The sequence below is a fragment of the Streptomyces rubradiris genome (assembly GCF_016860525.1).
Classification (GTDB): Bacteria; Actinomycetota; Actinomycetes; order Streptomycetales; family Streptomycetaceae; genus Streptomyces; species Streptomyces rubradiris.
This window is the reverse complement of sequence record NZ_BNEA01000007.1, coordinates 103,936-128,973: the sequence shown is the minus strand read 5'-3', so window position 1 is coordinate 128,973 and position 25,038 is coordinate 103,936. Positions and strand designations below refer to the sequence as shown.

Genomic DNA, 25,038 nt, shown 5'->3' with positions numbered 1-25,038 from the left:
TTCCCGCGGCCACGTCAGAGAGCCGACTGCGGGGCGAGCCGTGAGATGTCGTACGCGGTGGAGTCCTCCACCGCCAGGTCGGCGCAGATCCGGCCGAACAGCGGGACGAACTTGAACGCCCAGCCCGCCCCGTAGACGACGACCTTCTCCCCGTGCGTCATCAGGTCCCGGGCGGTGCCGAGGAAGAACTGCCGTTCGGGGTCCGTGGGCAGCACGGCCAGGCAGGTCGAGGTCCGCACCGGGTCGGGGTCGACCGTGGGCAGATGGTCCCGCAGCCAGCCCGAGAGCCGGTCCGTCTGGCGCCGGTCGGCGACGCCGGTGGCCGCCGAGGGGTGGTCGAGCGGGTCCACCTCGAAGACCGGCCCGCAGCGCACGAACTCCCCGGGCGCCCACGGGTTGTGGCCGAACCCGTAGAACAGGTTGGTGTCCTGCGGCGTCGGCTGCTGGAAGGCGAACCAGAACGGCGCCTCCGTCACCGGCGTGGCCTGCCGGTAGGCCGCGATGGCCATCTCGTACACCGAGTACGCGAGGCGCGCGCCCAGCGGTTCCAGCAGGTCGTTGGTGTAGGGGCCGCAGGCCAGCACCACCTTGCCGGCCCGGTAGGTGCCCCGGTCGGTGGTGACGCTCACCCCGTCCGCGTCCGGCACGAGTTCGGTCACCGTCTCCCCGGCGCGCAGGGTGACGCCGGCGGCCTGGGCGAGGGTGAAGAGCGCCGCGAGCGTTCCCCTGACGTCGATCGTCCCGCCGTCCGGCTGGAGGAACCCCTCGTAGTCCCGGGGCAGGCCGCGGAACCCGAACCGCCGCTCGATGTCGGTGGCCTTGAGCCACTCGTAGCGCACCGAGAGCTTGTCCATCATCGCGGCGGTCCCCGAGATCTGGCCCTCGTTGGTGACGACGTCGGTGTCCCCGAACCAGAGGCTGCCGATCTCGTGGATGAGGCGGCGCTCGCAGCGGCTCTCCAGCGCCCGCCACAGCGGAAGGGTCTCCAGCGTCAGGCGGAACAGGTCCTCCTGCGTGTACTGGAGCCGCCAGTGCCGCTCGGCGCCGCTGGTGCCCCCGTTCTCGTTGAAGAACGTGTGCCGTTCCAGGACCAGTACCCGGTGGCCGCGCTCGGCGACCTGCCAGGCGGTGGCCAGGCCCACGGGCCCGCCTCCCACGACCACCACGTCATAGGATTCCGTCATGCCCGGGCCTCCTCGTAACTCGACGTGCCGCGCTTGCCGGTGTCCCGCCGTCCGGTGAGCGCGGACTTCAGGGCCAGCACCAGGTGCTCCACCTGGCCGTCGGTCATCGACGGGTAGCAGGGCAGGTTGACCTGCTCGTGGAACCAGAGCCGCTCGGTGACCGGACACTCGCCGAGCCGGTGGCCCCGGCCCCGCCACTCGGGGCGCAGGTGCAAGGGGAAGTAACGCACCTGCACCTGGACCCCGGCGTCCTCCAGGGCGTGGATGACCTCGTCGCGGCTCACGCCCTGTCCCGGCCGGACGAAGAAGGTGAACAGGTGGTAGGGGTGGTGGATGTCCTCGGGGACGTCGGCCAGCCGCACCTGCGGCAACTTGGCCAGCGTCCGGGTGAGGCGCCCGGCGATCCATCGCCGCCGCCCGGCCAGCTCCCCGAGACGCTCCAGCTGGACGAGCCCGACAGCCGCCCCGGCCTCGCTGAGCGTGGCGTTGCTCCCGGGGTGCCGGATGCGCAGGCACTCCTTCTCGTACGCGTCCCCCGCCCACATCATCCAGGGTTCCGAGTGCTTGTACGGCCCGGCCGACAGCGGCGACGGGATGAGGACCCCGTCGGCGGCGTTGGAGCGGATGCGGTCGAGGCGCTCGGCCCACTCGGGATCGTCGAAGGTGAGCATGCCGCCCTCGCCGAGGGTGGTGATGTTCTTGCTGGAGTGGAAGCTGAAGCACCCGATGTCGCCGAGCACGCCCGGCCGCCGGCCGCGGTAGAGGGCGCCCAGCGCGTGCGCGCAGTCCTCGATCACCCGGACGCCGTGCCGACGGGCCACCCGCATGATCTCGTCCATGCGGGCCGGCCGGCCGCCGTAGTGGACCAGGATCAGGGCCCGGGTCCGCGGGGTGATCAGCGACTCGAACGAGTCGACGTCCACGTTCAGAGTGTCCGGTTCCACGTCGCAGAAACGGACCGTCACGTCGTGGGCCAGCAGGGGGTCGACGGTGGCCTTGAAGGTCTGCGGGGTCACGATGACCTCGTCACCGGGGGCGAGGTCCAGCAGGTGCACGGCGAGCGCGACGGCGACGGTTCCGCTGGTGACGGTCAGCGCGTACCGGCTGCCGACGTGCTCGCGCATCGCCTGTTCGAACGCGTCCCGCCACCGTCCTTGCGAGAGGCTCTCGCCGGACCGGACGACCTCGCCCAGTGCGGCCAGCTCGGCGCCCCCGAGGACGCTTCCCACCGCGGGGGCCGGCACGAAGTACCGGGAGTTCTCGTTCACGGTCAGCATGAGCCGGTCCCACTGCTGGCCGGGCTTCCCCCGTCCCGGGCGGCCCGCAGCGCCAGCGCCACCTCCACGATCAGGTCCTCCTGGCCCGCGACCACCTGACGCCTGCCGAGTTCGAAGAAGACGTCGCGCGGATCGACCCCTTCCCGCGCCGCGATGTCGAGCACCGGTTTCTTGAATCCGGAGAACACCCCGGCCAGCCCGCTGACGATGGAGACGGAGTCGATGGTGGGCGGCGCCGGCATGAGCTCCCGCCCGGCGATGTCCGCCGCGTCCAGGAGCCGGTACAGGTCGATGCCCGTCCGGAACCCCAGCCGTTCCAGCACCGGCACCAGGACCTCCAGCTGGGTGTTGCCGGCGCCGGCGCCGAAGCCCCGCGCACACGCGTCGAGGATGCCGGCCCCCGCCTGTGCCGCCGCGATCGAGTTCGCCACGGCCATGCCGAGGTTGTTGTGCCCGTGGAACATCACCGGCACGTCGACGGCGGCGCAGATGGCCCCGATGCGGGCGGTGACGTCCGAGGGCAGGAAGTGCCCCGAGGAGTCGAGGATGCCCACACCGGTGGCGCCGTACCCGACCAGGCGCGCGCACTCCTCGGCGAGCTGGTCGGGGCTCGCCATGTGCGTCATCAGGAGGATGCCGTGCGCCTCCACGCCCTCGTCGCGCAGGAAGCCGAGGTGGCGCTCGGCGACGCTGGCCTCGGTGCAGTGCGTCGCGATGCGCACCAAGTCGACCTCGTGAGCGAGGGCGTTCTTGATGTCCTGGGTGGTGGCCCAGCCCGGGAACATGAGAACCCCGAGCTTGCTGGTCGTCAGGGTCTCCCGGGCGATCGACATCATCTCGTCGTCGCTCAGCCGGGCCCGGCCGACCTGGAGGGACGAGGCGGCCAGCCCGTTGCCGTGGCCGACCTCGACGACCGGGACGGCTGCGGCGTCCGCGGCCTTCAGATAGGCGCGGAACTGCTCCGCGCCGAGGCTGTGCCGCACGGCGTGCTGGCCGTCGCGCAGCGTCGGGTCGTGGATCTGGACCGGCCTGCCCGCGGCGGCGTCCCGGGCCGCTTCCTGGCTCATGCCGTCTCCCTGCCTGCCAGTGCGAGCCGGTTCGCCGCGTAACACTCGGCGGCCTGGATCGCGGCGGAATTGATGATGTCGAGATTCCCGGCGTAGTGCGGCAGCCGGTCGCCGGACGAGGTGACCTCCACGGAGACGAAGGCCGTGGAGTCGTTGACGGTGCACACGCTGACGCCGAACCCCTTGGCATACGCGCGGATCTCGTCAGCGGCTCTCGTCACCAGCGCGCGCACCGAGTCGGTGGTGAGGTCCCGGCCCCGCAGGTACATGGCGACCCGGAAGGTGGCCGCGGGCCGGGCCGGGCTGATGTTGACGAGCGCCTTCACGTCCTCGACGCCGGTGAACCAGCGGATCGCGTCCTGCGTGGTCTGCACGTACTCGTCCAGGTTCAGGCGTGAGGCGCGGCCCACGCTCAGGGTGGCGGCCGTGGTCACGACCTCGACGCAGTCGATCTCGTGCACTCTCGCGATCGCGTGCAGGATCGGTACGCACGCCTGCCCGCCGCAGGTCACCATGCTGATGTCGCGGTGGGAGCCGATGTCCTCCCGGTTGACGCTCGGGACGATCATCTGCCCGACTCTGCTGGGCGTCAGGTCGACGAGCATCGCCCCGGACGCCGCGAGCTTCTCCGCGTGCTCGGCGTGGCACGACGCGTTGGTGGCGTCGAACACCACGTCGAAGTCCTCCTCGGCGTCGACGAGGGACTGGATGCCCCCGGTCGCCACCGGCATCCCGCGCCGGGAAGCCCGCCGCAGCTCGGCGGCGTCGTGCCGCCCCGCGACGAGCCGCAGGTCGAGACAGTCCGAGCGCATGATCTTGGTCGCCAGGTCCATACCGATGAGTCCGGCGCCCAGGACCGACACGGACAGCCGTCCAGTTGCTTGCATGTACGGTCGCCTTTCCGTCAAGGTGCGGCGTGATCCGCACGGGGACCGCCCGCGGAGGCCGGCCGCGGTGATCCCTACGCGGCCCAGCCTGGAACCGGGGCCTTGCCGACGGCTTGCCGTGCACTGACCGGCCGGCGCCGCGGGCGGGGCAAGCGAGGCGGCGAGGTCCTTGCAGGGACGCGGCGACATGCTGTGCGGGCACCACCCTGGGGCTTCCCCCGCTACAACGCCAGTGCGTACGCCGCACATCCAGCATCCGAAGGGGACTGCGATCCGTGGTCAACCCGATTCATGACGACAACGACGCCTCTCTGGTCCTGGTGAACAGCGAGAACCGGCACGCTCTGTGGGGCGACGGCCTCGACGTACCACCGGGCTGGCGCGTCGCGCACCGGGCGGCCGGCCGCCGGGAGTGCCTGGAGTACATCGGCGCCCACTGGCCGGACATCCGGCCCGCCGGACTCCCGGACGCCGGGAAGGACGCGGGCGCCTGCCTGCACGACCTGTTCGCCGCCCAGGTCGCGCGCACCCCCGGGGCGCCGGCCCTGATCTGGCGGGACCATGAGGTGTCGTACGGTCAACTCGACGATGAATCAGGCAAGTTGGCCGCGTACCTGCGGCTGCGTGGCGTCGGGCCCGGCGCGTTCGTGGGCCTGTGCGTCGAGCGGTCGCCGCAGATGATCACGGCCCTGCTCGGCATCCTGAAGACCGGCGCCGCCTACGTGCCCCTCGACCCCCAGTACCCGGTCGAGCGGCTGCGGTACGTCCTGTCCGACACGGGAGCGAGCCTGCTCCTGACCCAGGAGCCGCTCAGGCCGCTCTTCCCCGACCACGACGGCGAGATCCTCTGCCTCGACCAGCACCGGCAGGACATCGACGCGCTGTCCGCCGCGCCCGCACCGGACAGCCCCGTCCCGCTGCCGTCGGACACCGCCTACGTCATCCACACCTCCGGCTCCACGGGCCGCCCCAAGGGCGTCCTGGTGACGCACCGCTCCCTGGCGAACCACAGCTCTGCCGTGAACCGGTACTTCGCCTTCGCCCCCGGCGACCGCGTCCTGCAGTGCAGGCCGCTGAGCTTCGACGCCGCCGCCGAGGAGATCTTCCCGCCGCTCCTGCACGGCGCGGCCCTCGTCCTCGGCAGCGACCCCCTGCGCCAGACGTTCCGGGCCCTGACCCAGCAGGTCATCGACACCGGCACGACCTTCCTGAGCGTGCCCACGGCCTTCTGGCACAGCTGGGTCGCGGAGGAGGACTGCCTGCTGCGGCTGGCCACGGAGTCCGCGCTGCGCACGATGATCGTGGCCGGCGAGAAGGCGGCCCGTCAGGCCCTGCTGACCTGGAAGAAACGGGTCGGCGAGGACATCCGCTGGTTCAACGTCTACGGCCCCACCGAGGGCACCATCACCACGACGGTCCACGAGCCGGGCGCCGACTGGGAGACCGGCGACTACGGCTCCGTCCCGATCGGCCGCCCCATCGACAACGTCCGCACGTACGTCCTCGACGACGCCCTGCGGCCGGTCCCGGCGGGAGAGCCGGGCGAGTTGTTCATCGGCGGGGCGGGCGTGGCCGTCGGTTACCTGAACGCGCCGCGGACCACCGCCGAGCGGTTCCTGCCCGACCCCTTCTCCGGCGTGCCCGGCAGCCGGCTCTACCGCACCGGGGACCTGGTGCGCGCGGACGCCGACGGCTGCCTGGAGTTCCTCGGCCGCCGGGACCACCAGGTGAAACTGCGCGGCTACCGCATCGAGCTCGGCGAGATCGAGGCCGTGCTCACCGAGCACGAGGACGTCCGGACGTGCGTCGCCCTGGTGACCGGCGACGGCCCCGACAGTGCCCTCGTGTGCTTCGTGACCGCGGGTGGGCGGGCCGCGCCGCCGGCCGCCGAACTGATCGCCCACCTGCGCGGCCGACTGCCCTGGTACATGATCCCGACGGCCGTCCACGTCCTGGACGCCTTCCCCCTGACCCCCAACGGGAAGATCGACCGGGCCGCCCTGCTCGCCCTCGAACCCGACGACGACGGCGAAGCCGTCCACGTACCGCCGCGCACCCCCGAGGAAGCGGTCCTGGCGGACATCTGGGAGGACATCCTCGGCCGCCGCGGCATCAGCGTCGACGCCGACTTCTTCCAGGTGGGCGGCCACTCCCTGCTCGCCGCGAGTCTCATCGCCCGCATCCGCGCCCGGTTCGACGTCGCTATGACGGCCCGCGTGCTGTTCGAGTCCCCGACCATCGCCGGGCTCGCCGAAGCCGTCACCCGGGCGACCGGCGACGGCGCGGCGGCCCGCGCCGGACGGAGCTGACCGGCGGTGGCACCGCGACAGGTCGCCGCCACGCGCCCGGACAGCCCCTGGCTGCGCACCTCCGGCCCGCCGCGGCCCGCGGCCCCGGCCCGGCTCGTGTGCTTCCCGCACGCCGGGGGCGCGGCCAGCTACTTCCGGGACTGGGGCGGCCGTGACCTCGCCGGGGCCGAGGTGTGGGCCGTCCAGTACCCGGGCCGCGAGAACCGGATCCGGGAGGGGTTCCCGCCCGACCTGCACACCCTCGCCGACCAGGTCACCGAGGAGCTGCGCGGACTCCTCGACCGGCCCACCGTCTTCTTCGGGCACAGCATGGGCGCCGTCGTCGGCTACGAGGTCCTGCGCCGCCTCACGGCCGACGGCCGGGGCGGCGCCGTACTCCACCTCGTGGTCTCGGGGTGCGGCGCCCCCCAGCGGGTGCGCCCCTTCGCCGGACAGGAAGGTGCCCACCTCCTGGACGACGACCGGCTCGTGGCCCTCCTCAAGGAGCTGGGCTCGGGCAACGCGGGCCTGCTGGACGACCCGGACATGCGTTCGGCCTTCCTGCCGGCGGTCCGCGACGACTACCGCATCGTCCAGTCCTACGTCCCGCGCGTCGGCGGCCCGCTCCTGCGGACCGACGTCACCGCGTTCGTGGGCCGCCAGGACGAGGCGGTCGGCGTCGGCGACGCGGGCGCCTGGGCCGGCGCGACCCGGGGCCGCTTCACGCTCCGCACCTTCCCCGGCGGCCACTTCTACCTCGGAGAACACCCGGACCACGTCCTGCACGCCCTGCGCGAGGTCCTCCTTCCCGCCGCCACGATCGACACCGGGAGAGCCGATGAGAGTTGACCTGTCCGACCCGCTCTTGTACCGGGACTCCGACCCCGCACCGGTCTGGTCGCGACTGCGCGCCGAACACCCCGTCTACCGCAACGAGCGGGCCAACGGGGAGCACTTCTGGGCGGTGATGACCCACGGCCTGTGCACCGACATGCTGACCGACCCCCGCGTGTTCAGCTCCCGGAACGGGATGCGCCTCGACTCCGACCCGCGGGTCCTCGCCGCCGCGGCCGGCAAGATGCTCAACATCACCGACCCGCCCCGGCACGACAAGATACGCAAGGTCGTCAGCTCGGCGTTCACCCCGCGCATGGTGGGCCGGCTGGAGGCCACCATGCGCGAGACGGCCGCCAAAGCCGTCGACGAGGCGCTGGCCGCGGGGGAGTGCGAGTTCACGCGCGTCGCCCAGAAACTGCCGGTCTCGGTCATCTGCGACATGCTCGGCGTCGAGCCCGCCGACTGGGACTTCATGGTCGAGCGCACCCGCTTCGCCTGGAGCTCCACCGCCCTCGACGAAGCGGAGGAGGCGCGCAAGGTCCGGGCCCACACCGAGATCCTGCTCCACTTCCAGGACCTCGCCGCGCAGCGCAGGCGGGAGCCGAAGGACGACCTCATGAGCGCCCTGGTGTGCGGCGAGATCGACGGCGCCCCGCTGACCGACCAGGAGATCCTCTACAACTGCGACGCCCTGGTCTCCGGCGGCAACGAGACGACCCGGCACGCCACCGTCGGCGGGCTGCTCGCCCTCATCGACAACCCGGATCAGTGGCACCGGCTGCGCGACGAGCCCGCCCTCATGCCCTCGGCGATCCAGGAGATCGTGCGCTACACCTCGCCTGTCATGCACGCGCTGCGCACCGCGACCGAGGACGTCGAGTTCGGCGGGGAGCTGATCAGCGCCGGGGACCACGTCGTCGCCTGGCTGCCCTCGGCCAACCGCGACGAGAAGGTCTTCGACGACCCCGACCGCTTCGACATCGAGCGCGAACCCAACCGCCACCTGGGCTTCATCCAGGGTAACCACTACTGCATCGGCTCCTCGCTCGCCAAGCTCGAACTCACGGTGATGTTCGAGGAACTCCTGGCGCGGGTCGAGGTCGCCGAACTCGCCGGCCAGGTCCGCCGCCTGCGTTCGAACCTGCTGTGGGGGTTCGACTCGCTTCCCGTGAAATTCGTTCCCAGGGCCTGAGGAGAGCTGCCCCATGACCGCGCCCACCGCCCCCTCGATCGACGAGTACCTCGGCACCCATGTCCGTCTGCTGCCCCAGACCGGCCAAATGCGCGCCCTGCACACCGCGATCCGCGACCGGGACGCCCGCCGCGAGGACTTCGTCCACTACTCGCGCCGGATCATCCGCCTGCTGATCGAGGCGGGCATGGACCTGCTGCCCTTCGAGCCGCACGAGGTCCGCACCCCGACCGGCGCCGCCTACCAGGGGCTGCGCTTCGCCTCCGGGCTGTGCGGGGTCACCGTGGTGCGCGCCGGGGAGAGCATGGAGGGCGAACTGCGGGACGTCTGCCCGGGGATCAGGATCGGGAAGATCCTCATCCAGCGGGACGAGACGACCAAAGAGGCCCGCCTCTACTACACCTCCCTGCCCACCGACATCGCCCGGCGGCACGTCCTGCTCCTCGACCCGGTCATGGCGACCGGCGGGACCGCGCTGGCGGCGCTGCGCGTGCTGACAGACCTCGGCGTGCCCGAGGAGAACATCGTCTTCGTCAACTTCATCACCGTCCCCGAGGGCATCACCGCCGTCTGCGAGCAGTACCCGCGGGTGCGGATCGTGACCTCCGCCATCGAGGAGCGGCTGACCGAGGACGCGTGGATGCTGCCCGGCATCGGGGACTTCGGGGACCGCTACTTCGGCACGGACGCCTGACGCGTGCGCGGCCGGCTTCCCCGGCCGGCCTGGAAGACCGTGAAACGACGACTGATCGAAGGATGCGCATGAAGGCCGAACAGGGGCCGTTCCTCCTGCTGAACACCAAGAAGATCGTCTCGCGCCTGCACGAGTGGTTCCCCGACGCGGCGCGGGAGCTGGTCGTGGTGACCACGAGAGCGGACATCCCCGCCGCCGACATCTCCGCGTACGCGCGGCGCTTCCTCCACTTGGAGGTGGTGCCCAGCCTCTGGGAGCTGTCGGACGACGAACTCCTGGCCCTCGCCCGGCGGTTCGGCGTACGCCGGATCCTGTCGCTCGGCGAGCGCGAGGTGCTGCGCGCGGCGCGCATGCGGGCCGAACTCGGCCTGCCCGGCCAGAGCCTCGCCTCGGCCACGGCGTACCGGGACAAGCACGTCATGAAGTCGACCCTGGCGGCGGCGGGCATCGACGTCGCCCCCATGCGCAAGTTCCGGACCACCGACGACCTCGCCGAGTTCGCGTGGAAGTTCGGCTTCCCGGTCGTCGTCAAGGAACTCGACTCCGGCGCGTCGAACGGCACGGTGGTCCTGATGGACGAGGAGGACCTGCGCGCCCTCCCGGAGCGTGCCACCGCGGCCCCCCGGCTGGCCGAAGCCTGGGTCGAGGGCGACTTCTACCACGTCAACGGCCTCATGAAGGACGGCGAGGTGGTGCTCGCGGTGCCTTCCCGCAACCTGTATTCCGACTGGTTCTCGGTCGCCTACGACGCCCCGACCATGACGGGGATGATGCCCGACGACCACCCCCTGTCCGAGCGGCTGCGCAGTACCGCGCGGCAGGTCGTGGCCGCGCTTCCCGCCGTACCCGACCTGTGCGCCTTCCACCTCGAACTGTTCCACACCGCCGACGACCGCGTGGTCGTCTGCGAGATCGCCTGCCGGGCGGGCGCGGCCCTCGTCAGCGACGTCCACGAAGCCGTGCTGGGCGTGAACTTCCACGGCGCGAGCCTGCTCGGCCAGGCCGGACGCGGTGACCAGGTCGAGATCCGGCCGACCGGTGAACGGCTCGGCTTCGTCTGGTTCCCGCCGGCCAGGGGAGTCCTGCGCGCGCTGCCCGACACGTGCCCGCTGCCGGGGACGGTGAGCTACCGGCCCTGCGGCGACGTCGGACGCCGCTACGGCAGTACCCCCGGACTCGGCCGGCCCATCGCCGAGATGGTCTTCCGGCTCACCGAGCCGGACACCGGGGCGGAGCTGCGGCGGATCGAGGAGTGGTGGGACGACAACGTCGTCTGGGAGCACCGGACCAACGCGGTGCCCGACCGCTGGAAGACGCCCCGAAGGAAGCCGGCCGACGCGTAGCGGCCCGGCAATCGGACCGGAGGACCCGTGTACGAACTGCTGAAGACGATCATGATCGAGGAGCTGGAGGTCGAGGCCGGCCAGGTGTCCCCGGACGCGAGCCGCGAGGACGCCGGCCTGGACTCCCTCGCCACCTTCGAACTCTCCCTGGCGCTCACCCAGCGCCTCGGCGTCACCATCGCCGACGAGGACCTGTTCGGTCTCAGGACGCTGGCGGACATCGCCGAGTTCCTGGAGAAGCGCACCGCCGGCCTGCCGGGCTCCCCGGGAGCAAGCGGAGCTCAGGCGGCGGACCGAGCCGAGGGCCGCGAGCACGCCGGGCTCGCCCGGCTGCTCGGCGACGGGGACGGCGTCCACCCCGACCGCCCCGGCGGCCCCGCCCACCAACTCGCCCGCAACGAAACCCCGTTCCCGCCCCCCGCGCCCGTGCTGGACGCGATCACCCGGGCCGCCGCCGAGGCCAACCGGTACCCGGACCCGGCCTGCGGAGCGCTGCGCGCCGCACTCGCCCGGCACTACGGCCTCTCCCCGGACCGCGTCGCGGTGGGAGCCGGATCGATCACGCTCCTCCAGGCACTGCTCACGGTGACCGCCGGACCGGGAGCAGCCGTCGCCTACTCGTGGCCGTCCTTCGACGGCTACGAGGTGCTCGCGGACCTCGCCGGGTTCCGCACGGTACGGGTCCCGCTGGCCGAGGACGGGCACGACCTCGACGCCCTGGCCGCGGCGGTCGACGAGCACACCCGCCTGGTGCTGCTCTGCAACCCCAACAACCCCACCGGCACCGCGTCGGGCGAGGCCGACCTCCTGCGGTTCCTCGACGCCGTGCCGCGCACGTGCCTGGTCGTGCTCGACGAGGCGTACTGCGAATACGCGCGTGACCCCGGCCTCGGCGCCCGCCTCCTCACCTCGCGGCCGAACCTGATCGTCGCCCGCACCTTCTCCAAGGCGTACGGCCTCGCCGGCCTGCGCGTCGGCTACCTGCTCGCGGAACCCGGCCTGATCTCCCGCGTCCACCGCATGGTCATGCCGTTGAGTGTCAGCGACGTCGCCCAGGCCGCCGCCGTCGCGTCGCTGGCGGCGGAGAAGGAGCTCCTCGGCCGCGTCCGGGAAACGGTCGCCGAACGGGACCGCGTCCGCGCCGCGCTGCTCGCCCTGGGATTCGACGTGCCGCCCTCGGAGGCGAACTTCCTCTGGCTGCCGCTGGGCGCCCGCGCCCAGGAGTTCGCCGCCGCGTGCGCGTCGGCGGGAGTCGACGTACGGCCCTACCCGGGTGACGGCGTGCGCGTGACGACAGGAACCGCGGAGGACAACGACGCGTTCCTGGCAGCGGCGGAGATGAACCGCCCGTGAATCCTGCTTCCCGTGGAAACGGCAGGACATTCGTCGTGACCAGTGTGTCGTCGGATTCCCACATGTGGAACCTCGTTTTCCTCCAGTTGCTGCTCGAGGAGAACGGCGGGAAGGTGATCAACCTCGGCGCGTGCGCTCCGGACGAACTGGTCATGTCCGAATGCCTCAGAATCCGGCCGGACGCCTTGGTCATCAGCACGGTCAACGGGCACGGCCATATCGACGGCCTACGGCTGATCAGAAAGATTCGCGGGCATGCGGTGCTCGCCTCCATGAAAGTCGTCATCGGCGGAAAACTCGGCGTCCACGGTTCCCGGCAGGCGGGGTCCCGGGCGGAACTGGTAGCGAACGGCTTCGACGCGGTGTTCGAGGCGGACGCCGATCTCGACCGGTTCCTCGACTGCCTCGGACTGGGCACGCCCCCGCCGCGCCGCGTCGCCTCTACGGACATCCGGAGCACCTGATGGCACCTCCCACCGGCCCCGGACGCTTCACCCGGTTCGTCCGGCGGGCGTCGAGCGAAGGGAAACTGGTCGTCCAGCCGCGCATGGGCTTCGGCACGGTAGAGCAGATGCGCGCGGGACTCGACGCGGTCAGGACCGTCGACGCGGCCACGGTGGGCACCATCACCGTCGACAGCTACACGCGGGTGAACGATCACGCCTCGGCCCTTCTCGCTCTGGAGGAGGGCGCGGACCTCAACGGGTTCCCGCTGGTGGCCCACGGCGCGGCGGCCACCCGCGAGCTGCTCGCCGGAATCGCGGGCGACGACTTCCCGGTGCAGGTGAGGCACGGCTCGGCGCTGCCCGGCGCATTGTTCGAGGGACTGGTGGCGGCCGGCATCGACGCCACCGAAGGCGGCCCTGTCTCCTACTGCCTGCCTTATAGCCGCGTCCCCCTGGCGCAAGCCGTCGACGCCTGGGCGGAATGCTGCGAGATGCTCGCGGGAATCAGCGAGCCGGTGCATCTGGAGAGTTTCGGCGGCTGTATGCTGGGACAGTTGTGCCCGCCGAGCCTGCTGATCTCCCTGAGTATTCTGGAAGGCTTGTTCTTCCGCGAACACGGACTGCGGGACATTTCCCTCAGCTACGCCCAGCAGACGAATCAGCAACAGGACATCGAGGCGATCCGCGCCCTGCGCTCCCTGGCGAAGGAATGGCTCGGAGACACCGACTGGCACGCCGTCCTGTACACCTACATGGGCGTTTATCCCCGCAGCCGGCAGGGGGCGTACGGGCTCCTCGAGGACAGTGCGAGGCTCGCCGCCAGATCCGGGACCGAGCGGTTGATCGTCAAGACCGCGGTGGAGGCCAGCAGAATCCCGTCGATCACGGAGAACGTCGACGCCCTGGAACGCGCCGCGAGGGCGGCCGAGCGGGAGGCGGTGGCCGAACCGGCCGGAATTCCGGACTCCGGGATCTACGAGGAGGCCCAGGCGATCATCACGCACACGCTGACCCTCGGCAGCGATGTCGGAAAGGCGCTCGTCCGCGCGTTCGCCCTCGGACACCTCGACATCCCGTTCTGCCTGCACCAGGACAACGCGAACCGCTGCCGGGCCCGCATCGACGACCGTGGCCGGCTCACCTGGGCCGACCCCGCGGGGGTGCCGATTCCCCGGGCCCGCGATCTGGCCGGTAACCGGCGGCGGCTCACCGCCCGGGGCCTCATCGACATGCTCAGTTACAACGAACGACGCTACGACAACCCGTCCCGGATCAGCCACCCTCGTTGACGGGCCGCACGGCGAGGAAGATCACGAACCCGGGCTGGAGGGCCCTGACCTGTCCGCCTCGGCCGCGGCGGGCCTGGCCGCGCCGCCGCGCCGGACCACGACGCTGCCGGCCAGGCTCGCCGACGCCGCACGGCGGATGCTCGACTACTACGTCCACGGCGCCCACGCCGCCACGACCGGGCTGACGCCCGGCCGCATCGACGCCCCCGCCGAACGGGCGTCGCACCGGAGGCATTCACCGATCGCGCCTCGGCCGCGGCCTGGCTGGAGCGGGAACTGCCCGTGCTGCTCGCGCCGTGAAGCGGGCCGGAAGCACGGGCCACCCGGACCGCGCCTGGCTGCCGGCCCAGACGCTGGAGCTGTACCTGGACCGCAGGGGCCGCCGGCAGGACCGAATCGACATCCAGTCCATCGCCGTGGACGCCGCCCCCGCGCTCCAGCACCGGCACCGCGAGGCGAAGGCCCGTCGGGCCCTGGGCTTCGCGTACGGGCGCCTCACCGAGGACGACCGAACCCACACCGAACTCCAGGAAGCGATGGCCTCTTCACCGCACTCGGCGACCAGAGCGGCCAGGCCCGCGCCCACCGGTCGTCGGCCTTCCCGGCCAACGGCCGCGAGGACCACGACGCGGCCCCGCGCCCCTACGCGCAGGCCCCCGACCGTACCGGGCGGCCGGCAACCACACCGGACAGGCGCTCGTCCTCGACGAGATGGGATGGCCCCCGCGGAGACCGCGCCGCCGCCCTGCCGCTGTGGCGGGAGGCGGCGCGGATCCTCGACGGACTCGGCCACCCAGAGGCCGGCCAGGCCCGCGCCCGGCTGAGAGGCGAAGGAACCGACGACCCGGCCGCTACGAAGCGGACGTCAGGGGAGACAGCCGGGTGAACGGCAGGGGGCGGCTCACATAGGCGAACTCCCCGCGCGATCTGGCCTCCGCGGTCGACGACCGCAGCGTCCGTCTGGCGTCCTCGGCCGCCCCGCTGCTGTGCTGGGCGTGGGCCAGCAGGCCCAGGTGGAGCGGCAGCCGGATGAGCAGCCGCCGCTCGCGCAGCTCGGCGATGGCCGATTCCAGGCTGTCGAGTGCGGCGGCCTCGCCGCTCTGCTGGAGTGCCCAGCTCTGGCACACCTGGAGCATGGCAGTCCAGTGGCTCAGACCGTGGGCGCGGGCGATGTCCAGGCCCCGGCCGCTGGAGGCCCCCGCCCCGTGGGGGTCCTCGCCCAGGGCCGCTGTCAGGGAGTGGAAGTAGTACGCGCTCGCCTGGTCGACCGGCGTGCCGTCCAGGCCGGTGGCTACGAGCAGCTTCTCGCTCAGCGCCCGCGCCTCGTCGGTGGCGCCGAGCAGCCACAGGGTGAGGACGCGATGGTTCGCGGCCATGAACCGCGGGTCGTGCTGGGAGCGGCCGGTCATGCGCTCCCGTTGTTCGGGGGTCAGCTTCTCGGCGATCCGCTCCGCCTCGGTCAGGGCGGTGAGCGCGTCGGCGGTCTCCCGGGGCAACTGGAGCATGCCGTGGGCGATCCGCTCGTAGAACCGGACCTCCGGGGCGTCGGACCGCTCGGCGAGAGCGCGCAGCTGCTCCGCGTGCCGGGCGCACTCGGCATGCCGGCCGGTGATCAGTTCGGCCCCGAACTGCCACAGCAGCAAGGCAGCCTGCTCGATGGACCCGCCCGCCGTGGCGGCGTACAGCTTCCGGACGCGCCCGGCCTCGGCCGCCACCTGCCGGTTGCTGTAGCCGCGGGTGATGCTCGCCGTGTAGAGCAGTTTGCTGCGCAGGTCCAGCGTCTGCTCCGATGCCGCGCCACCGTCCCGGGGCAGGGCGCAGAGCAAGGTGTGCGCGTGCTCGAACCAGGTCTGCGCGCGCCGGTAGTCGCCGTCGACGACGGCCTGTTCGCCGGCGCGCCTGAGGTGCGGCAGCACGTCCTCGGCCGGCAGGGCCAGCACGGCCTGCCAGGCGTGCTCGGCGATCTGCTCGCTCGCCTCGGGGGAGTCGCCGTGGCGGGCACCGAGCACGCCCACGGCGCGCGCGTGCAGGGCCGCCCGCTCCTGGCGGCGCAGCTCCGCCAGGAGGACGTCGCGGATAAGGCCGCAGCGGAAGACGAGCCGGTGCGGGTCGTCGGGGTCGCTGTGCATGAGTCCGGTCGCCAGGACCTCTTCCAGGACGTCGTGGCCGGCGCCGTCGTCGTTCAGCATGGCGGTCAGCGAGGCCAGCGTCGCCTCGCCGCCGAGCACGGCGCAGCACTGGAGGAGGCGCAGGACGCGCGGGGGCAGCCCGGCGAACTGCCGACGCAGCATGCTGCGGACGCCCGTCGGGATCCCGGCGCGGACGACGTCGGCCGCACGGGGATCGTGCAGGCGCCGCGCCCCGCCGGCGTCGGCGAGCAACTGGTCGAGGAGATAGGGGTTGCCGGCGCTGCGCTCGTACAGCGCCCGTACGACGGACGCTTCGACGCCGGGCCCGGCCTGGGCCGTGACCGCGGCCCGGACGTAGTCCTCGGTGAGGTTGTCCAGGTGCACGACCTTGGTGCGGCAGTCGGCCAGGAGCTCGACGAGCGGGCCGTCGGTCTCGGGCCCGGCCCCGAGACCGGGTTCGCGGACCGTGATCACCACGCTGACGGGCCGCCCCTGCGTGCGGCTGCAGAACAGTCCTAGCACGTCGAGCGTGAGGCGGTCCGCCAAGTGCACGTCTTCGAGGACGAGCAGGAGGGGGCTGCCGTCGGCGTACTGGAGGATCGCTTCGCACAGCGCGTCCTGGGCGAGGAAGTCCATTTGGTCCGAGGGGGGCTGCGACAGCGTTGTCACCGGATGCCGTTCGGCGCGCTGCTTGCGCAGGTTGTCGAAGGACGTCCCGAACGGGATGTCGAGCCGGCGCAGCACCTGCTGCCACACCCAGCCGACGGGCATCCCCTCGCTGCTGCGGCAGTTGACGCGGATCACCTCCGCCTGCGGTAGCGGCGGATGCGCCTGATCCGTGGCCCGTGCCACCAGTTCGGTCTTGCCGACGCCCGCCTCGCCGACGACGGCGGTGGTGTGCCCGCTGCCGCGCAGGGCGCCGGTGATGGACGACCGCAGGGCGTCGAGGGCGTCGCCGCGGCAGGGGAAGGCGGACCAGGCCGCCGGTGCCGTACCCCGCTGTCCGTCCTCGGGGTCGGCCGCCGGACCGTCTGCCGGCGTGGGCCCCTCCGGCTCCCGCTCGGCCACGGTGCCGGGCCGGACGCGTACCTCGACGGCGGCCGGGGCGGACGTCTGGTCGTCGAGTTCGTGGCGCAGCAGGGCGAGGTGGACGCGCTGGAGCTCGCGGGCCGGGGCGACCCCGAGTTCCTCGGAGAGGTAGGCGCGCGTCCGGTCGTACAGCTGGAGCGCCTCGGCCTGCCGGCCCAGGCGGTACAGGCCCGTCATGAGGCTGCCGACCAGGCGTTCGTCGACGGGCTGGAGGGACACCTCGCGGCGCAGCAGCGCGACGGCGGCACCGGCCTCGCCGAGCGCGAGGAGCGTGTCGGCTTGGGCCGCGACGGCTGTGGTCCGCAGGAGGCTCAGGCGGGCGGCCTCCTCCGCGAGCGGGGTGTAGGCCGCGAGGTCCAGGAAGGGGTCCGCCCGCCATAGCCGCAGTGCGTTGTCGAACGCGTCGCGGGCTTCCTGGAGCCGGCTGTCGGCCACATGGTGCTGCCCCTGGGAGACGAGGCTCTCGAACCGGGACAGGTCGAACGTGTCCGGCTCCACCGTCAGGACGTACCCGGGGGCCTGGTAGCGCAGCGGGGCGATCGGCCCGTGCCGCCCCGTCAGCACCCGCCGCAGGTGGGACAGGTACGTCTGCAGGGTGGCCTGCGGGCGTCTGGGGAGGCTGTCGCCCCATAGTTCGTCGATGAGCTGATCGGCGGGCACCACCTGGCCCAGCCGGATGAGCAGCAGTCCCAGCACGGCCCGGTGCCGTGGGGGACCGAGAGGCACCTGCTCGGCTCCGCGCCGAGCCGTCATCACACCGAAAGCCTCGAACGACAGATCTGCCAGGGACGCGGTTTTTTGCTCTTGGGCTGTGTACGCCATGTGGGGGGCTCTTGCCTTTCGACGGTCACTTGACGGGTGGTCGGTCGTAGGGCGGGGCAGGTGCTGAAACAGTGCCGATCAAGTGACGTACTGAACACGCCATGACACGGCGATTTCCATGCCGGCCAGTGAGCTGGCCGTGCCCGCTCGTCCGGTCCCGCGTCCCGGAGGGGCGCGGCCGTCTCGGCTGGAGGGACCGGCGGGCGCGGAGGGCAGGGACGGCCTGATGTGCGCGGAGCCATGGCTCGCGGAATACCCGGGCCGCCTGGTTCTGCTTCCGGCCGACCCGAGGCGACCGGAACAACCCCCTATGACGAGATTTCCGGAGACGATTAATGCGCCAGCGTCCGCGCCCGAGCACGGCCAATAGCCACCATTGCCGACGCCGAACCGCATCGCGATAAGGGGGCCGCAGCGGACCCTGCGAATGCCGGCCATTACGCCGTCTCGCCTGGTATCCGAGTGCCTCTCCTTACCAGCGTTTGGTATTCAAGCAGTGACCCCGCTGCCTGCCTGAGAGCGGACGGCTCAGCCCTGCGCCGCCGACGCACCACCCATCCTCCCCAGGGGTCGCCTTTCGGCACGGTCTCGGAGCGTGTCCCGGCCGGCCAGGCTTGCTGGGCCTCGCGAGGTCGTACCTGGATTGCTGCGCTGCGTGAGAAGGGGACGGGCGCGGTCGTGCGGGTGGCGTCCGGTGCGGCGGCCTGGCTCGGGGTGGGTACGGAGGGCCCGGACGGCCTGGGTTCCTGTTGTGTTTTGGTCGCCTTGTGCGTCCTCTTCCCCCCGGGGGTGGAAGGGGGGAATTGGGTGCGGGCTGCGGTACGGACGGTCGGGTCGGCTGTGGTGAGTCGGCTGGTGTTTCCATTCCGCTCGGACATGTCTGCGTTCATGGTGTTCGCGATGCCCCTGCTGTTCTGAGGCTGGTGTGCCTCGCCGGAATCAGTGTATCGAGCATTTTCCTGAGCTGGGCGAACGCGAATAAGCCACGTGACTCAAAATGGCTCCATGTATCCGCGACCTGGCCATTCGGATGAGCTGACACACCAGAAAGCGCAAAGTAGAATAAATGTGGATATTTCTGGTTTCAGATGTCCGGCTGCCCTCCGGGGGCGTTGCAGGCGTAAAAGCCGGCCCGGCCGGCCCTGGCGAGCTCGTGCACGGCAGGCGGTGAGGCGTCGAGGACGGCGGCGGGCTCGGTGTTCACTCCTGCCGTGCCGGAGTCAGGCCCGTCGTCTGCAGGTGGGACAGCAGGCCGGCGACGGACGGCCTGGACGGTGTCGCTGATGTGCTCACGGCGGCCGAGGAGCGGGTCAGAGTTTGCCAATTCTTCAAATGCGCGATGCCGTTCTCGACGCGGATACGGCGTGAGGAGTGCGCCTTGCGTTGCCGCTCGTGCAACTCCTCGTACCAGTCCGGGATCTTCTTCTTCAACTTGCGGTGCGGTGGCGTCACTACGCGCCCACCGGTCGGCCGCCCGGACCCTGGTAGTCGGCGTCCGCGAGCGGCAAGGTCTTGGAGGCCCTCGCGCGGTCGGAGCGGAAGGTGTTCACCCGGCCCCGCACCGAAATCCGCGAAGGGCTCAGGTGAATCTCCTTCTCACGCGGGCGAGGGGGGCGACGCAGGTCCCGGCGGAGCGCTTGGGTGTCTCGCGCCGCACGCTGGAGCGCTACCGCGCCGGGGCGCTGACGACCCCGCAGAACCGCCGCCGGGCCGCTCTGGTGTATGTCACGCACGTCTCGGCAATTGAGTTCCGGTTCCGACCCGGCCGAATTCCAGACCCGCTGGAAACGTATCTGTGACTGAGCACTTCAGTTGTCCAGTGAGCGTTCGAGTCGGCCGATTGAGTGTTCCGCGTTGAGGCCATGCCCGAGCCAGTCGGCTGGCTCGAAGCGAGTCCGTACCCGACGCGGTGGGCTGTTTCGCGAACCTAGTCGGTCTGAAGGCCGGCGGCGCTCCCGGAGGGTTCATCGGTGGAATTGGTTGTCATCCCTCCGGACGAGAGGAGGAGAAGCGGCCTCTACCTCGGAACGATGTGAGGGTGGGATTCCGTCTCGTACCGTGTCCTCGTCGCTGACACGCCGCAGCGATGCTCAATTCGAAGTCCGGAGCAGTCTCCCTTGTTCACTCATGGCAAGCGGCACCGCCACGCCCTCGTCCTGGCCGTGGCGGCGGTTCTCGCCGCGAGTTCGCTGAGCGGCTGTACGCAGGGCACCCCCGCGGTTGCCGCGGACGATCCCGCCGCCCGCGCCGACCTGCGCGCTTTCTACCAACAGAAGCCGCAGTGGAAGCCCTGCGGCGAGGAGGAGTGCGCCACGCTGAAGGTCCCCATGGACTACTCGGCGCCCGGCAACGGCAAGACCTTCACCCTTCCCCTCATACGAGCCACCGCGACTGACACGTCCCGCCGCATCGGGGCGCTGGTCTTCAACCCGGGCGGCCCGGGGGAATCCGGGGTCGCCCTGCTCAAGGATGGCGGAGCGGAGTCGTTCAGCGAACGAATACGGGCCCGCTTCGACATTGTCGGGTTCGACCCGCGCGGTGTGGCGGGCAGTAAGCCCGCAGTGGACTGCGGCCCTGACGACGAGGCTGATACGCGGGCCGATGGCGCCGCGCCCCAGCCGCTTCACCCCGCGACGGCTGAGCAGCGCCGGGCCGCCCTGGCCGACGCCGAGAGCACGGTCGCGGCCTGCGAGAGGCACAGCGGCTCGATCCTGCCGCACGTCGGGACGGTAGACGCCGCCCGCGACATGGACGTGCTGCGCGCCGCGCTCGGAGACGACAAGCTGAGCTATCTCGGCTGGTCCTACGGGACGTCTCTCGGCACCGCCTACGGCGAGCTGTTCCCACGGCGGGTACGCGCGATGGCGCTGGACGGGGCCGTCGACCCCTCGCAGGACTGGGCCGAGCGGGCCCGCAGTCAGGCCGCCGGATTCAGCAAGGCGGTCGACGACTACACCGAGCACTGCGCCGACGTGGCGGGGGACGCCTGCCCCGCCGGTACCCCTGACGGCATCCGCGACCTGCTCCACGGTCTCTACAAGCAGACCGCCGAGAAGCCGCTGCCGGTCGACGACAGCGAGTGGGGCCTGGACGTGGCGACTCTGCACAGCGCCATCGTCAACTCGATGTACACCCCGGAGGAGCAGTGGGAGGTCCTGTCCCAGGGGCTGAGCGACGCGGCCGGCGGTGACGGAACGCGGCTCGCCGAGATCGCCGACGGAGAGGAAGACACCTCGGGGGAAGAAGACACCGGCAGCGGTAACGAGGTGGAGGAGGAGAGTTACCCCGACAACTCAGACGCGGCCGGCACCGCGGTCGACTGCGTCGACATCCCCCACCCCAAGGACCCCCGGGAATACTGGCAAGCCCTCGACGAGGCGCACCTAGCAGAGGGCGACTTCGGGTCCGAGAGCGTGGTCGCCGCGCTCGACTGCAAGGGCTGGCCGCACCGCGGACGAGGCCCGCACCGGGTGAGCGCCGATGGCCTTCCTCCGGTCCTCGTGGTGGGCACCACCGGCGACCCGGCCACGCCGTATCACGAGGCACAGAGCCTGGCCCGCCAGCTGCCCCACGGCATGCTGCTGACCTTCGAGGGCCTTGGACACACCGCTTACGGGCGCGGCAACAGATGCGTGGACAACGCCGTGGACGGCTACCTCAGCGACCTCAAGCCGGTGAAGCCGGGCGCGACCTGCTGACGCTGCCACACTCCGGGCGCCTGAGCGCCCACGCTCCCTCCCTGACGCACAGACGAGGCCGACGATGACCACTCCCTGGCCGCCCCGGCGCACCGCTCGCCCCGCGCGTCGTACGGCGGCGGGCGAAGGGCATGGACGCCGCCGCCGTCGCCCGCGCTCTCCAGGACGTCCGGTTCGACGCGAGGCAGGCTTCCCGGCACGAGGACCGGGCCGCCGACGAGCGCCGGCGGCGGAACTGTCCGAGGGGGAGGGCACCGACCAGTTCCTCGCTGCTGCCGCGCCGGGCACCGTGTACGACCCGGACACCGACGACGTCGTCCAGGCCTAGCTCGCCACGGAGGCCGCGACCGCCGCCGAACGGGACGCCGCCGTACGCGAGGCGCAGCGGATCGCGGCCCGCGCCGACGAGCTCCAGACGCCGCGCGAGCTGGGCACACTGGAGCAGGCCGAGCCCCGCGAGGGCGACGAAGCCGTCCGCGACGAGCTCACCCGCCGCGCCGGACTGTGCGTGGAGGCCAACGTCGACGCCTGGCTCGCCCGCTCCCTCGCCGCGCACCGCGGCCACTGCGCCGACCCGGCCGCCCGTGAGAGGGCCGCCGGCCTCCTGCCGCAGCCGATCCTCGCGCACGCGCGCTGCTGTTCGCGCTCGCCCGCCTGGTCCCGGCCGCCGCGGCCCGACTCGCCGCCGCCGGCCTGGAGGCGACCGCCGGCCTCGCCGCGCTCCTCAGCCGTGCCGTGGGGCCAGCCGACCCGGCGGGGAGCCCGGTGTGAACCGAGACCAGGAGGAGCCGGAGGTCGTCGCCGTCTGGCACACCGCCGCGCCGTCGGCCGGCACTTCGAGGAGCTGCTCGCCGACGGCACGGTCCACGCGTGGACCGAGCCGCCGTTCGGCGATACGCACCACGTTGGCGAGGAGGACCCCGACTACAACTCCCTCTGCGAGTGCCCCGTCGTCCCACGCGCGTTCTGCGTGAGTTGCGCGGCCTGCGCCGTCTGCCGGCCGTGCACGTGCCCGCTGTCCGGAGCACTGAATCTTGACCGTTTGCCATTGGAGTCTGACCGGCCGGAGGGCGGGAGCGGGGCTTGTCGTGAAGCCGTGAGGGAAGTATCCGACCGTGGCCTGTCCCGCAGGCGAACCGCGGTCGGCCGGCTCGGCGCCTCCGTTCTCCGACACTGAACCTGGACCGTTTGCCATCGAAGTTGGACCGGTCCTGAGCTCAGTAAGGTCGGGACTGGCGTGGCGGCCGGACGTTCCGTTACCAGTCCCGACCCTGCTCAGCAGGTCGAGTGGAACAGGCCGCCGACCGGCTCGCTCTCGGTCGCCAGCCGGTTGTACAGGTCGACGGCGCCCCTCGTCTCCTCGACGTGCACGGCGACGCCCGCTTCCTGGAGCAGCCGCAAGGTCTCGGGCATCGTCTTCAGACGCCGTTCCATGCCCTGGCTGAGGACGACGACCGTACATCGACGATCGAGGAGTTCTCGTACCTCCGCGGGCTGGATCCCCGGATCGTGCCGGGTGCCGTACTCGTTCCAATCCCAGGGGCAGCCTCCCCCGGGATACAACACGAAATCCTTGCCGCCCGCGAGCCCTTCGACCTCCATCTGCCCCCATGAGACGTGTGTGATCAGTGGCGATCGATCCACCGGACACCTCCCCCGTCGTCGAACGTGAGTCAACGGTCTCTTCAGCCGCCAATGGGCCGGAAGCGTACCGGCCGTGCCCAACACGTTGCCCAACCGGTACTTGGGGGCCGGCAGGGCGTCCTTGAGGTCCGGAGGGCTTTGCCGCCCGAGAGGCAGTACAACCCGCCACGGCCGGTCACCGTTCGCTGCCCCTGGCCGCCCGGCTCGGGAGGAGGTAGGGCTATCCCTGCCAGCAGGTTACGAGTGGGCTATGTAGGCGTGCAGTTTCGTTCCGGCGAGGCTGGGACCATGTACCTCGCGAGTGATCCGTCGGCGGCTGCGGTCGAGCTGGAGGATGCGTCGAAGACGTACCCCGGCGGTGGTGGGACGCCCGCGCTGCGGGGAGTGAGCGCACGGCTGCCGGCCGGGACGTTCTCGGCCGTGATGACTACGACCGCGCCTGCGAGGTGGAGGACTGGGCCGGTGCGATCGCCGTGGGCGCGTGCGCCGTCACTGCGCTTGTCCTGGCCGATGAACCTGCAAGAACGTGCTTCCTGCCAAAGAAGCTGCTGTTCGTGCGGTGGGCGGCCGCGGACTCCGAGGCTGAGTTGTTCGTGGCAGTCGAGGCGGTCCTGGCCGATCCGGACACCGCTTGGAGGACGGCGGGCTGTGGGTCACCGATCGCCCGGCGGTGTTGATGGATTCGGCCGTAGCGGGCGCCGATCTGGGAATGGAGTATCCCGGCGGTGGCCGGCCGGACCAGTCTCCAGTGCAGATTCCTGCAGGCCAGTGGAGGGTGCGGGCGGTCGGGCGGTCCATAAGAACGGCGACTTCCCATGGGTCGGCTTGGTGCAGCTCGTCGCCGGGGACGGTCACTCCTGACGCTCGGTGCCCTTGCCACTCGAACTGCGGTCACTGCCGTCGTCGTCCGCAGCGGCAGCACGCGCAGCGACCAGCGACCAGCGGCACAGGCGGAAGGCCGGGGCCGATGGTCACCGTGACGGTGCCTGCTGCCTGCTGCCCGCTGCCCGCTGCCCGCCGTCCCGGCGTCGGACCGCGCTGCCGCGCCCGGCTCGCTACTGGGCCCGCCGTTCCCGTCGTGCTGTCCCGTCGGCGCCGTGCCTCCGCTTCCGCCAGCCGGCATGTCTGGGTGTCATCCCGAGATCGTCAAGGCTCGCTACCCCCGTGCCGTCGCGCGCCCGCGTCGCGCGCCCGCGTCGCGCGGCCGCCCGGATCCGGGCCCGCGTGTCCGCCGCCGGGCCGGTCCGCGACAACGCCGGTCGGTCACCAGGCCGCCGCTGTCAAGCCTGTGCCGCTGCCCAGTGGGAGCCTGGGCCGTCCCCGTGCCGCGTGTGCCGTGCTGGTCGCCTGTCGCCTTGCCGCCCTCCGTTGCGCATCGGCCTGATTGGTCCTGGCCGGGACCGCGCCGGTCTGCCACCGTCCGCTGTCGTGCCCCGGCCCCGTCCGCTCCCACGCGTCCCGGACCGCCGTGTGCGGCGCGCCGTCGTGCGGCCGGTCGCCGGTCTTCGGCCCAGACCCTCGTTCGCGGAGCCTGGTCGGGGGAGGTGTCGCTGCCCGTCGTCTTCCGCGGCGCCTCTGCCGCCCGCGCTGCGCCGTCACCGTTTATTCGCCGCCGGGTCGTTGCGCAGGTGGACCGCGCCGACGCGCGCGGCCAGCAGCCGGGCCAGGGTGGCCTTGCCTGTGCCGGGCGGTCCGCCGATCGCGATGAGCAGGGGCTCATCCTGCCGGAACGGCACGCACGCGTGCCGGGGGGGCTCTTCGGGAGAGTGGGTGCCGGACCAGGCGGCGTTCCGGGCCGT

17 protein-coding genes and 1 pseudogene are annotated in these 25,038 nt (G+C 71.8%); 10 read left to right on the top strand and 8 right to left on the bottom strand.

Annotation, left to right across the window (positions count from 1 at the left end; translation table 11 throughout):
- Positions 1–14 precede the first annotated feature (14 nt).
- The 4 genes from Srubr_RS09900 to Srubr_RS09885 are packed head-to-tail and all read right to left on the bottom strand — an operon-like array spanning position 15 to position 4,415.
- Positions 15–1,184, bottom strand: a complete 1,170-nt coding sequence (locus Srubr_RS09900) for an FAD-dependent oxidoreductase (RefSeq protein WP_189997746.1) — start codon at positions 1,182–1,184, stop codon at positions 15–17.
- Positions 1,181–2,461 carry a DegT/DnrJ/EryC1/StrS aminotransferase family protein gene (locus Srubr_RS09895; RefSeq protein ID WP_189997745.1) on the bottom strand — a complete coding sequence of 427 codons (1,281 nt, stop codon included), beginning with the start codon at positions 2,459–2,461 and terminating at the stop codon, positions 1,181–1,183. The genes Srubr_RS09900 and Srubr_RS09895 overlap by 4 nt, the downstream gene beginning before the upstream one ends.
- Positions 2,455–3,528 (bottom strand): 4-hydroxy-2-oxovalerate aldolase, encoded by a 1,074-nt coding sequence (dmpG, locus tag Srubr_RS09890; RefSeq protein WP_189997744.1) that lies wholly within the window; start codon positions 3,526–3,528, stop codon positions 2,455–2,457. Before dmpG ends, Srubr_RS09895 begins: the two co-directional genes overlap by 7 nt.
- The gene (locus tag Srubr_RS09885) at positions 3,525–4,415 is read right to left on the bottom strand and encodes an acetylating acetaldehyde dehydrogenase (RefSeq protein ID WP_189997743.1); all 891 of its coding nucleotides are present in this window, start codon (positions 4,413–4,415) and stop codon (positions 3,525–3,527) included. Before Srubr_RS09885 ends, dmpG begins: the two co-directional genes overlap by 4 nt.
- 275 nt (positions 4,416–4,690) lie before the next feature.
- On the opposite strand from Srubr_RS09885, the gene Srubr_RS09880 reads away from it, so the two are divergent.
- The 8 genes from Srubr_RS09880 (at position 4,691) to Srubr_RS09845 (ending at position 13,857) form a co-directional block, all read left to right on the top strand.
- A complete protein-coding gene (locus tag Srubr_RS09880; RefSeq protein ID WP_189997742.1) occupies positions 4,691–6,724 on the top strand; it encodes an amino acid adenylation domain-containing protein in 2,034 nt (677 codons plus the stop codon).
- Positions 6,725–6,730: 6 nt separating this feature from the next.
- Positions 6,731–7,552, top strand: coding sequence for a thioesterase II family protein (locus Srubr_RS09875; RefSeq protein WP_203854958.1), 822 nt, complete (start codon positions 6,731–6,733; stop codon positions 7,550–7,552).
- Entirely contained in the window at positions 7,542–8,732 is a 1,191-nt protein-coding gene (locus Srubr_RS09870; protein WP_189997741.1) for a cytochrome P450, read from the top strand. Before Srubr_RS09875 ends, Srubr_RS09870 begins: the two co-directional genes overlap by 11 nt.
- Before the next feature lie 13 nt (positions 8,733–8,745).
- On the top strand, positions 8,746–9,426 hold the full coding sequence (gene upp / locus Srubr_RS09865) for a uracil phosphoribosyltransferase (RefSeq protein ID WP_189997740.1): 681 nt from the start codon (positions 8,746–8,748) through the stop codon (positions 9,424–9,426).
- Positions 9,427–9,494: 68 nt separating this feature from the next.
- A complete protein-coding gene (locus tag Srubr_RS09860) occupies positions 9,495–10,769 on the top strand; it encodes an ATP-grasp domain-containing protein (RefSeq protein WP_189997739.1) in 1,275 nt (424 codons plus the stop codon).
- Positions 10,770–10,796: 27 nt separating this feature from the next.
- Positions 10,797–12,122, top strand: a complete 1,326-nt coding sequence (locus Srubr_RS09855; protein WP_189997738.1) for a histidinol-phosphate transaminase — start codon at positions 10,797–10,799, stop codon at positions 12,120–12,122.
- A 35-nt stretch (positions 12,123–12,157) separates the two neighbouring features.
- The gene (locus Srubr_RS09850) at positions 12,158–12,586 is read left to right on the top strand and encodes a cobalamin B12-binding domain-containing protein (protein ID WP_229926864.1); all 429 of its coding nucleotides are present in this window, start codon (positions 12,158–12,160) and stop codon (positions 12,584–12,586) included.
- Complete coding sequence (locus Srubr_RS09845; protein ID WP_189997737.1) at positions 12,586–13,857, top strand: methylaspartate mutase; 1,272 nt, start codon at positions 12,586–12,588, stop codon at positions 13,855–13,857. The genes Srubr_RS09850 and Srubr_RS09845 overlap by 1 nt, the downstream gene beginning before the upstream one ends.
- A gap of 851 nt (positions 13,858–14,708) precedes the next feature.
- On the opposite strand, the gene Srubr_RS09840 is transcribed toward Srubr_RS09845, so the two are convergent.
- Together Srubr_RS09840 and Srubr_RS09835 are read right to left on the bottom strand one after the other, a co-directional pair.
- Positions 14,709–17,801, bottom strand: coding sequence for an AfsR/SARP family transcriptional regulator (locus tag Srubr_RS09840; RefSeq protein ID WP_189997736.1), 3,093 nt, complete (start codon positions 17,799–17,801; stop codon positions 14,709–14,711).
- Between the two features lie 1,296 nt (positions 17,802–19,097).
- Complete coding sequence (locus Srubr_RS09835) at positions 19,098–19,349, bottom strand: transposase (RefSeq protein WP_229926862.1); 252 nt, start codon at positions 19,347–19,349, stop codon at positions 19,098–19,100.
- A 665-nt stretch (positions 19,350–20,014) separates the two neighbouring features.
- On the opposite strand from Srubr_RS09835, the gene Srubr_RS09830 reads away from it, so the two are divergent.
- Positions 20,015–21,595, top strand: a complete 1,581-nt coding sequence (locus tag Srubr_RS09830; protein ID WP_189997735.1) for an alpha/beta hydrolase — start codon at positions 20,015–20,017, stop codon at positions 21,593–21,595.
- A gap of 1,275 nt (positions 21,596–22,870) precedes the next feature.
- On the opposite strand, the gene Srubr_RS09825 is transcribed toward Srubr_RS09830, so the two are convergent.
- Positions 22,871–23,239 carry an Mth938-like domain-containing protein gene (locus Srubr_RS09825; RefSeq protein WP_189997734.1) on the bottom strand — a complete coding sequence of 123 codons (369 nt, stop codon included), beginning with the start codon at positions 23,237–23,239 and terminating at the stop codon, positions 22,871–22,873.
- Positions 23,240–23,679: 440 nt separating this feature from the next.
- On the opposite strand from Srubr_RS09825, the pseudogene Srubr_RS41630 reads away from it, so the two are divergent.
- Positions 23,680–23,916: pseudogene (locus Srubr_RS41630) on the top strand (Imm21 family immunity protein); the annotation flags it as partial.
- A 918-nt stretch (positions 23,917–24,834) separates the two neighbouring features.
- On the opposite strand, the gene Srubr_RS09815 reads toward Srubr_RS41630, so the two are convergent.
- Positions 24,835–24,975, bottom strand: coding sequence for a hypothetical protein (locus Srubr_RS09815; protein ID WP_373313599.1), 141 nt, complete (start codon positions 24,973–24,975; stop codon positions 24,835–24,837).
- Positions 24,976–25,038 lie beyond the last annotated feature (63 nt).

What these genes read in the sequence shown, in the direction of transcription:
- Srubr_RS09895 (WP_189997745.1), bottom strand. Translation starts at nt 2,461, where the DNA reads ATGCTGACCGTGAACGAGAACTCCCGGTACTTCGTGCCGGCCCCCGCG.
- Srubr_RS09870 (WP_189997741.1), top strand. Translation starts at nt 7,542, where the DNA reads ATGAGAGTTGACCTGTCCGACCCGCTCTTGTACCGGGACTCCGACCCC.
- dmpG (WP_189997744.1), bottom strand. Translation starts at nt 3,528, where the DNA reads ATGAGCCAGGAAGCGGCCCGGGACGCCGCCGCGGGCAGGCCGGTCCAG.
- Srubr_RS09885 (WP_189997743.1), bottom strand. Translation starts at nt 4,415, where the DNA reads ATGCAAGCAACTGGACGGCTGTCCGTGTCGGTCCTGGGCGCCGGACTC.
- Srubr_RS09845 (WP_189997737.1), top strand. Translation starts at nt 12,586, where the DNA reads ATGGCACCTCCCACCGGCCCCGGACGCTTCACCCGGTTCGTCCGGCGG.
- Srubr_RS09860 (WP_189997739.1), top strand. Translation starts at nt 9,495, where the DNA reads ATGAAGGCCGAACAGGGGCCGTTCCTCCTGCTGAACACCAAGAAGATC.
- Srubr_RS09900 (WP_189997746.1), bottom strand. Translation starts at nt 1,184, where the DNA reads ATGACGGAATCCTATGACGTGGTGGTCGTGGGAGGCGGGCCCGTGGGC.
- upp (WP_189997740.1), top strand. Translation starts at nt 8,746, where the DNA reads ATGACCGCGCCCACCGCCCCCTCGATCGACGAGTACCTCGGCACCCAT.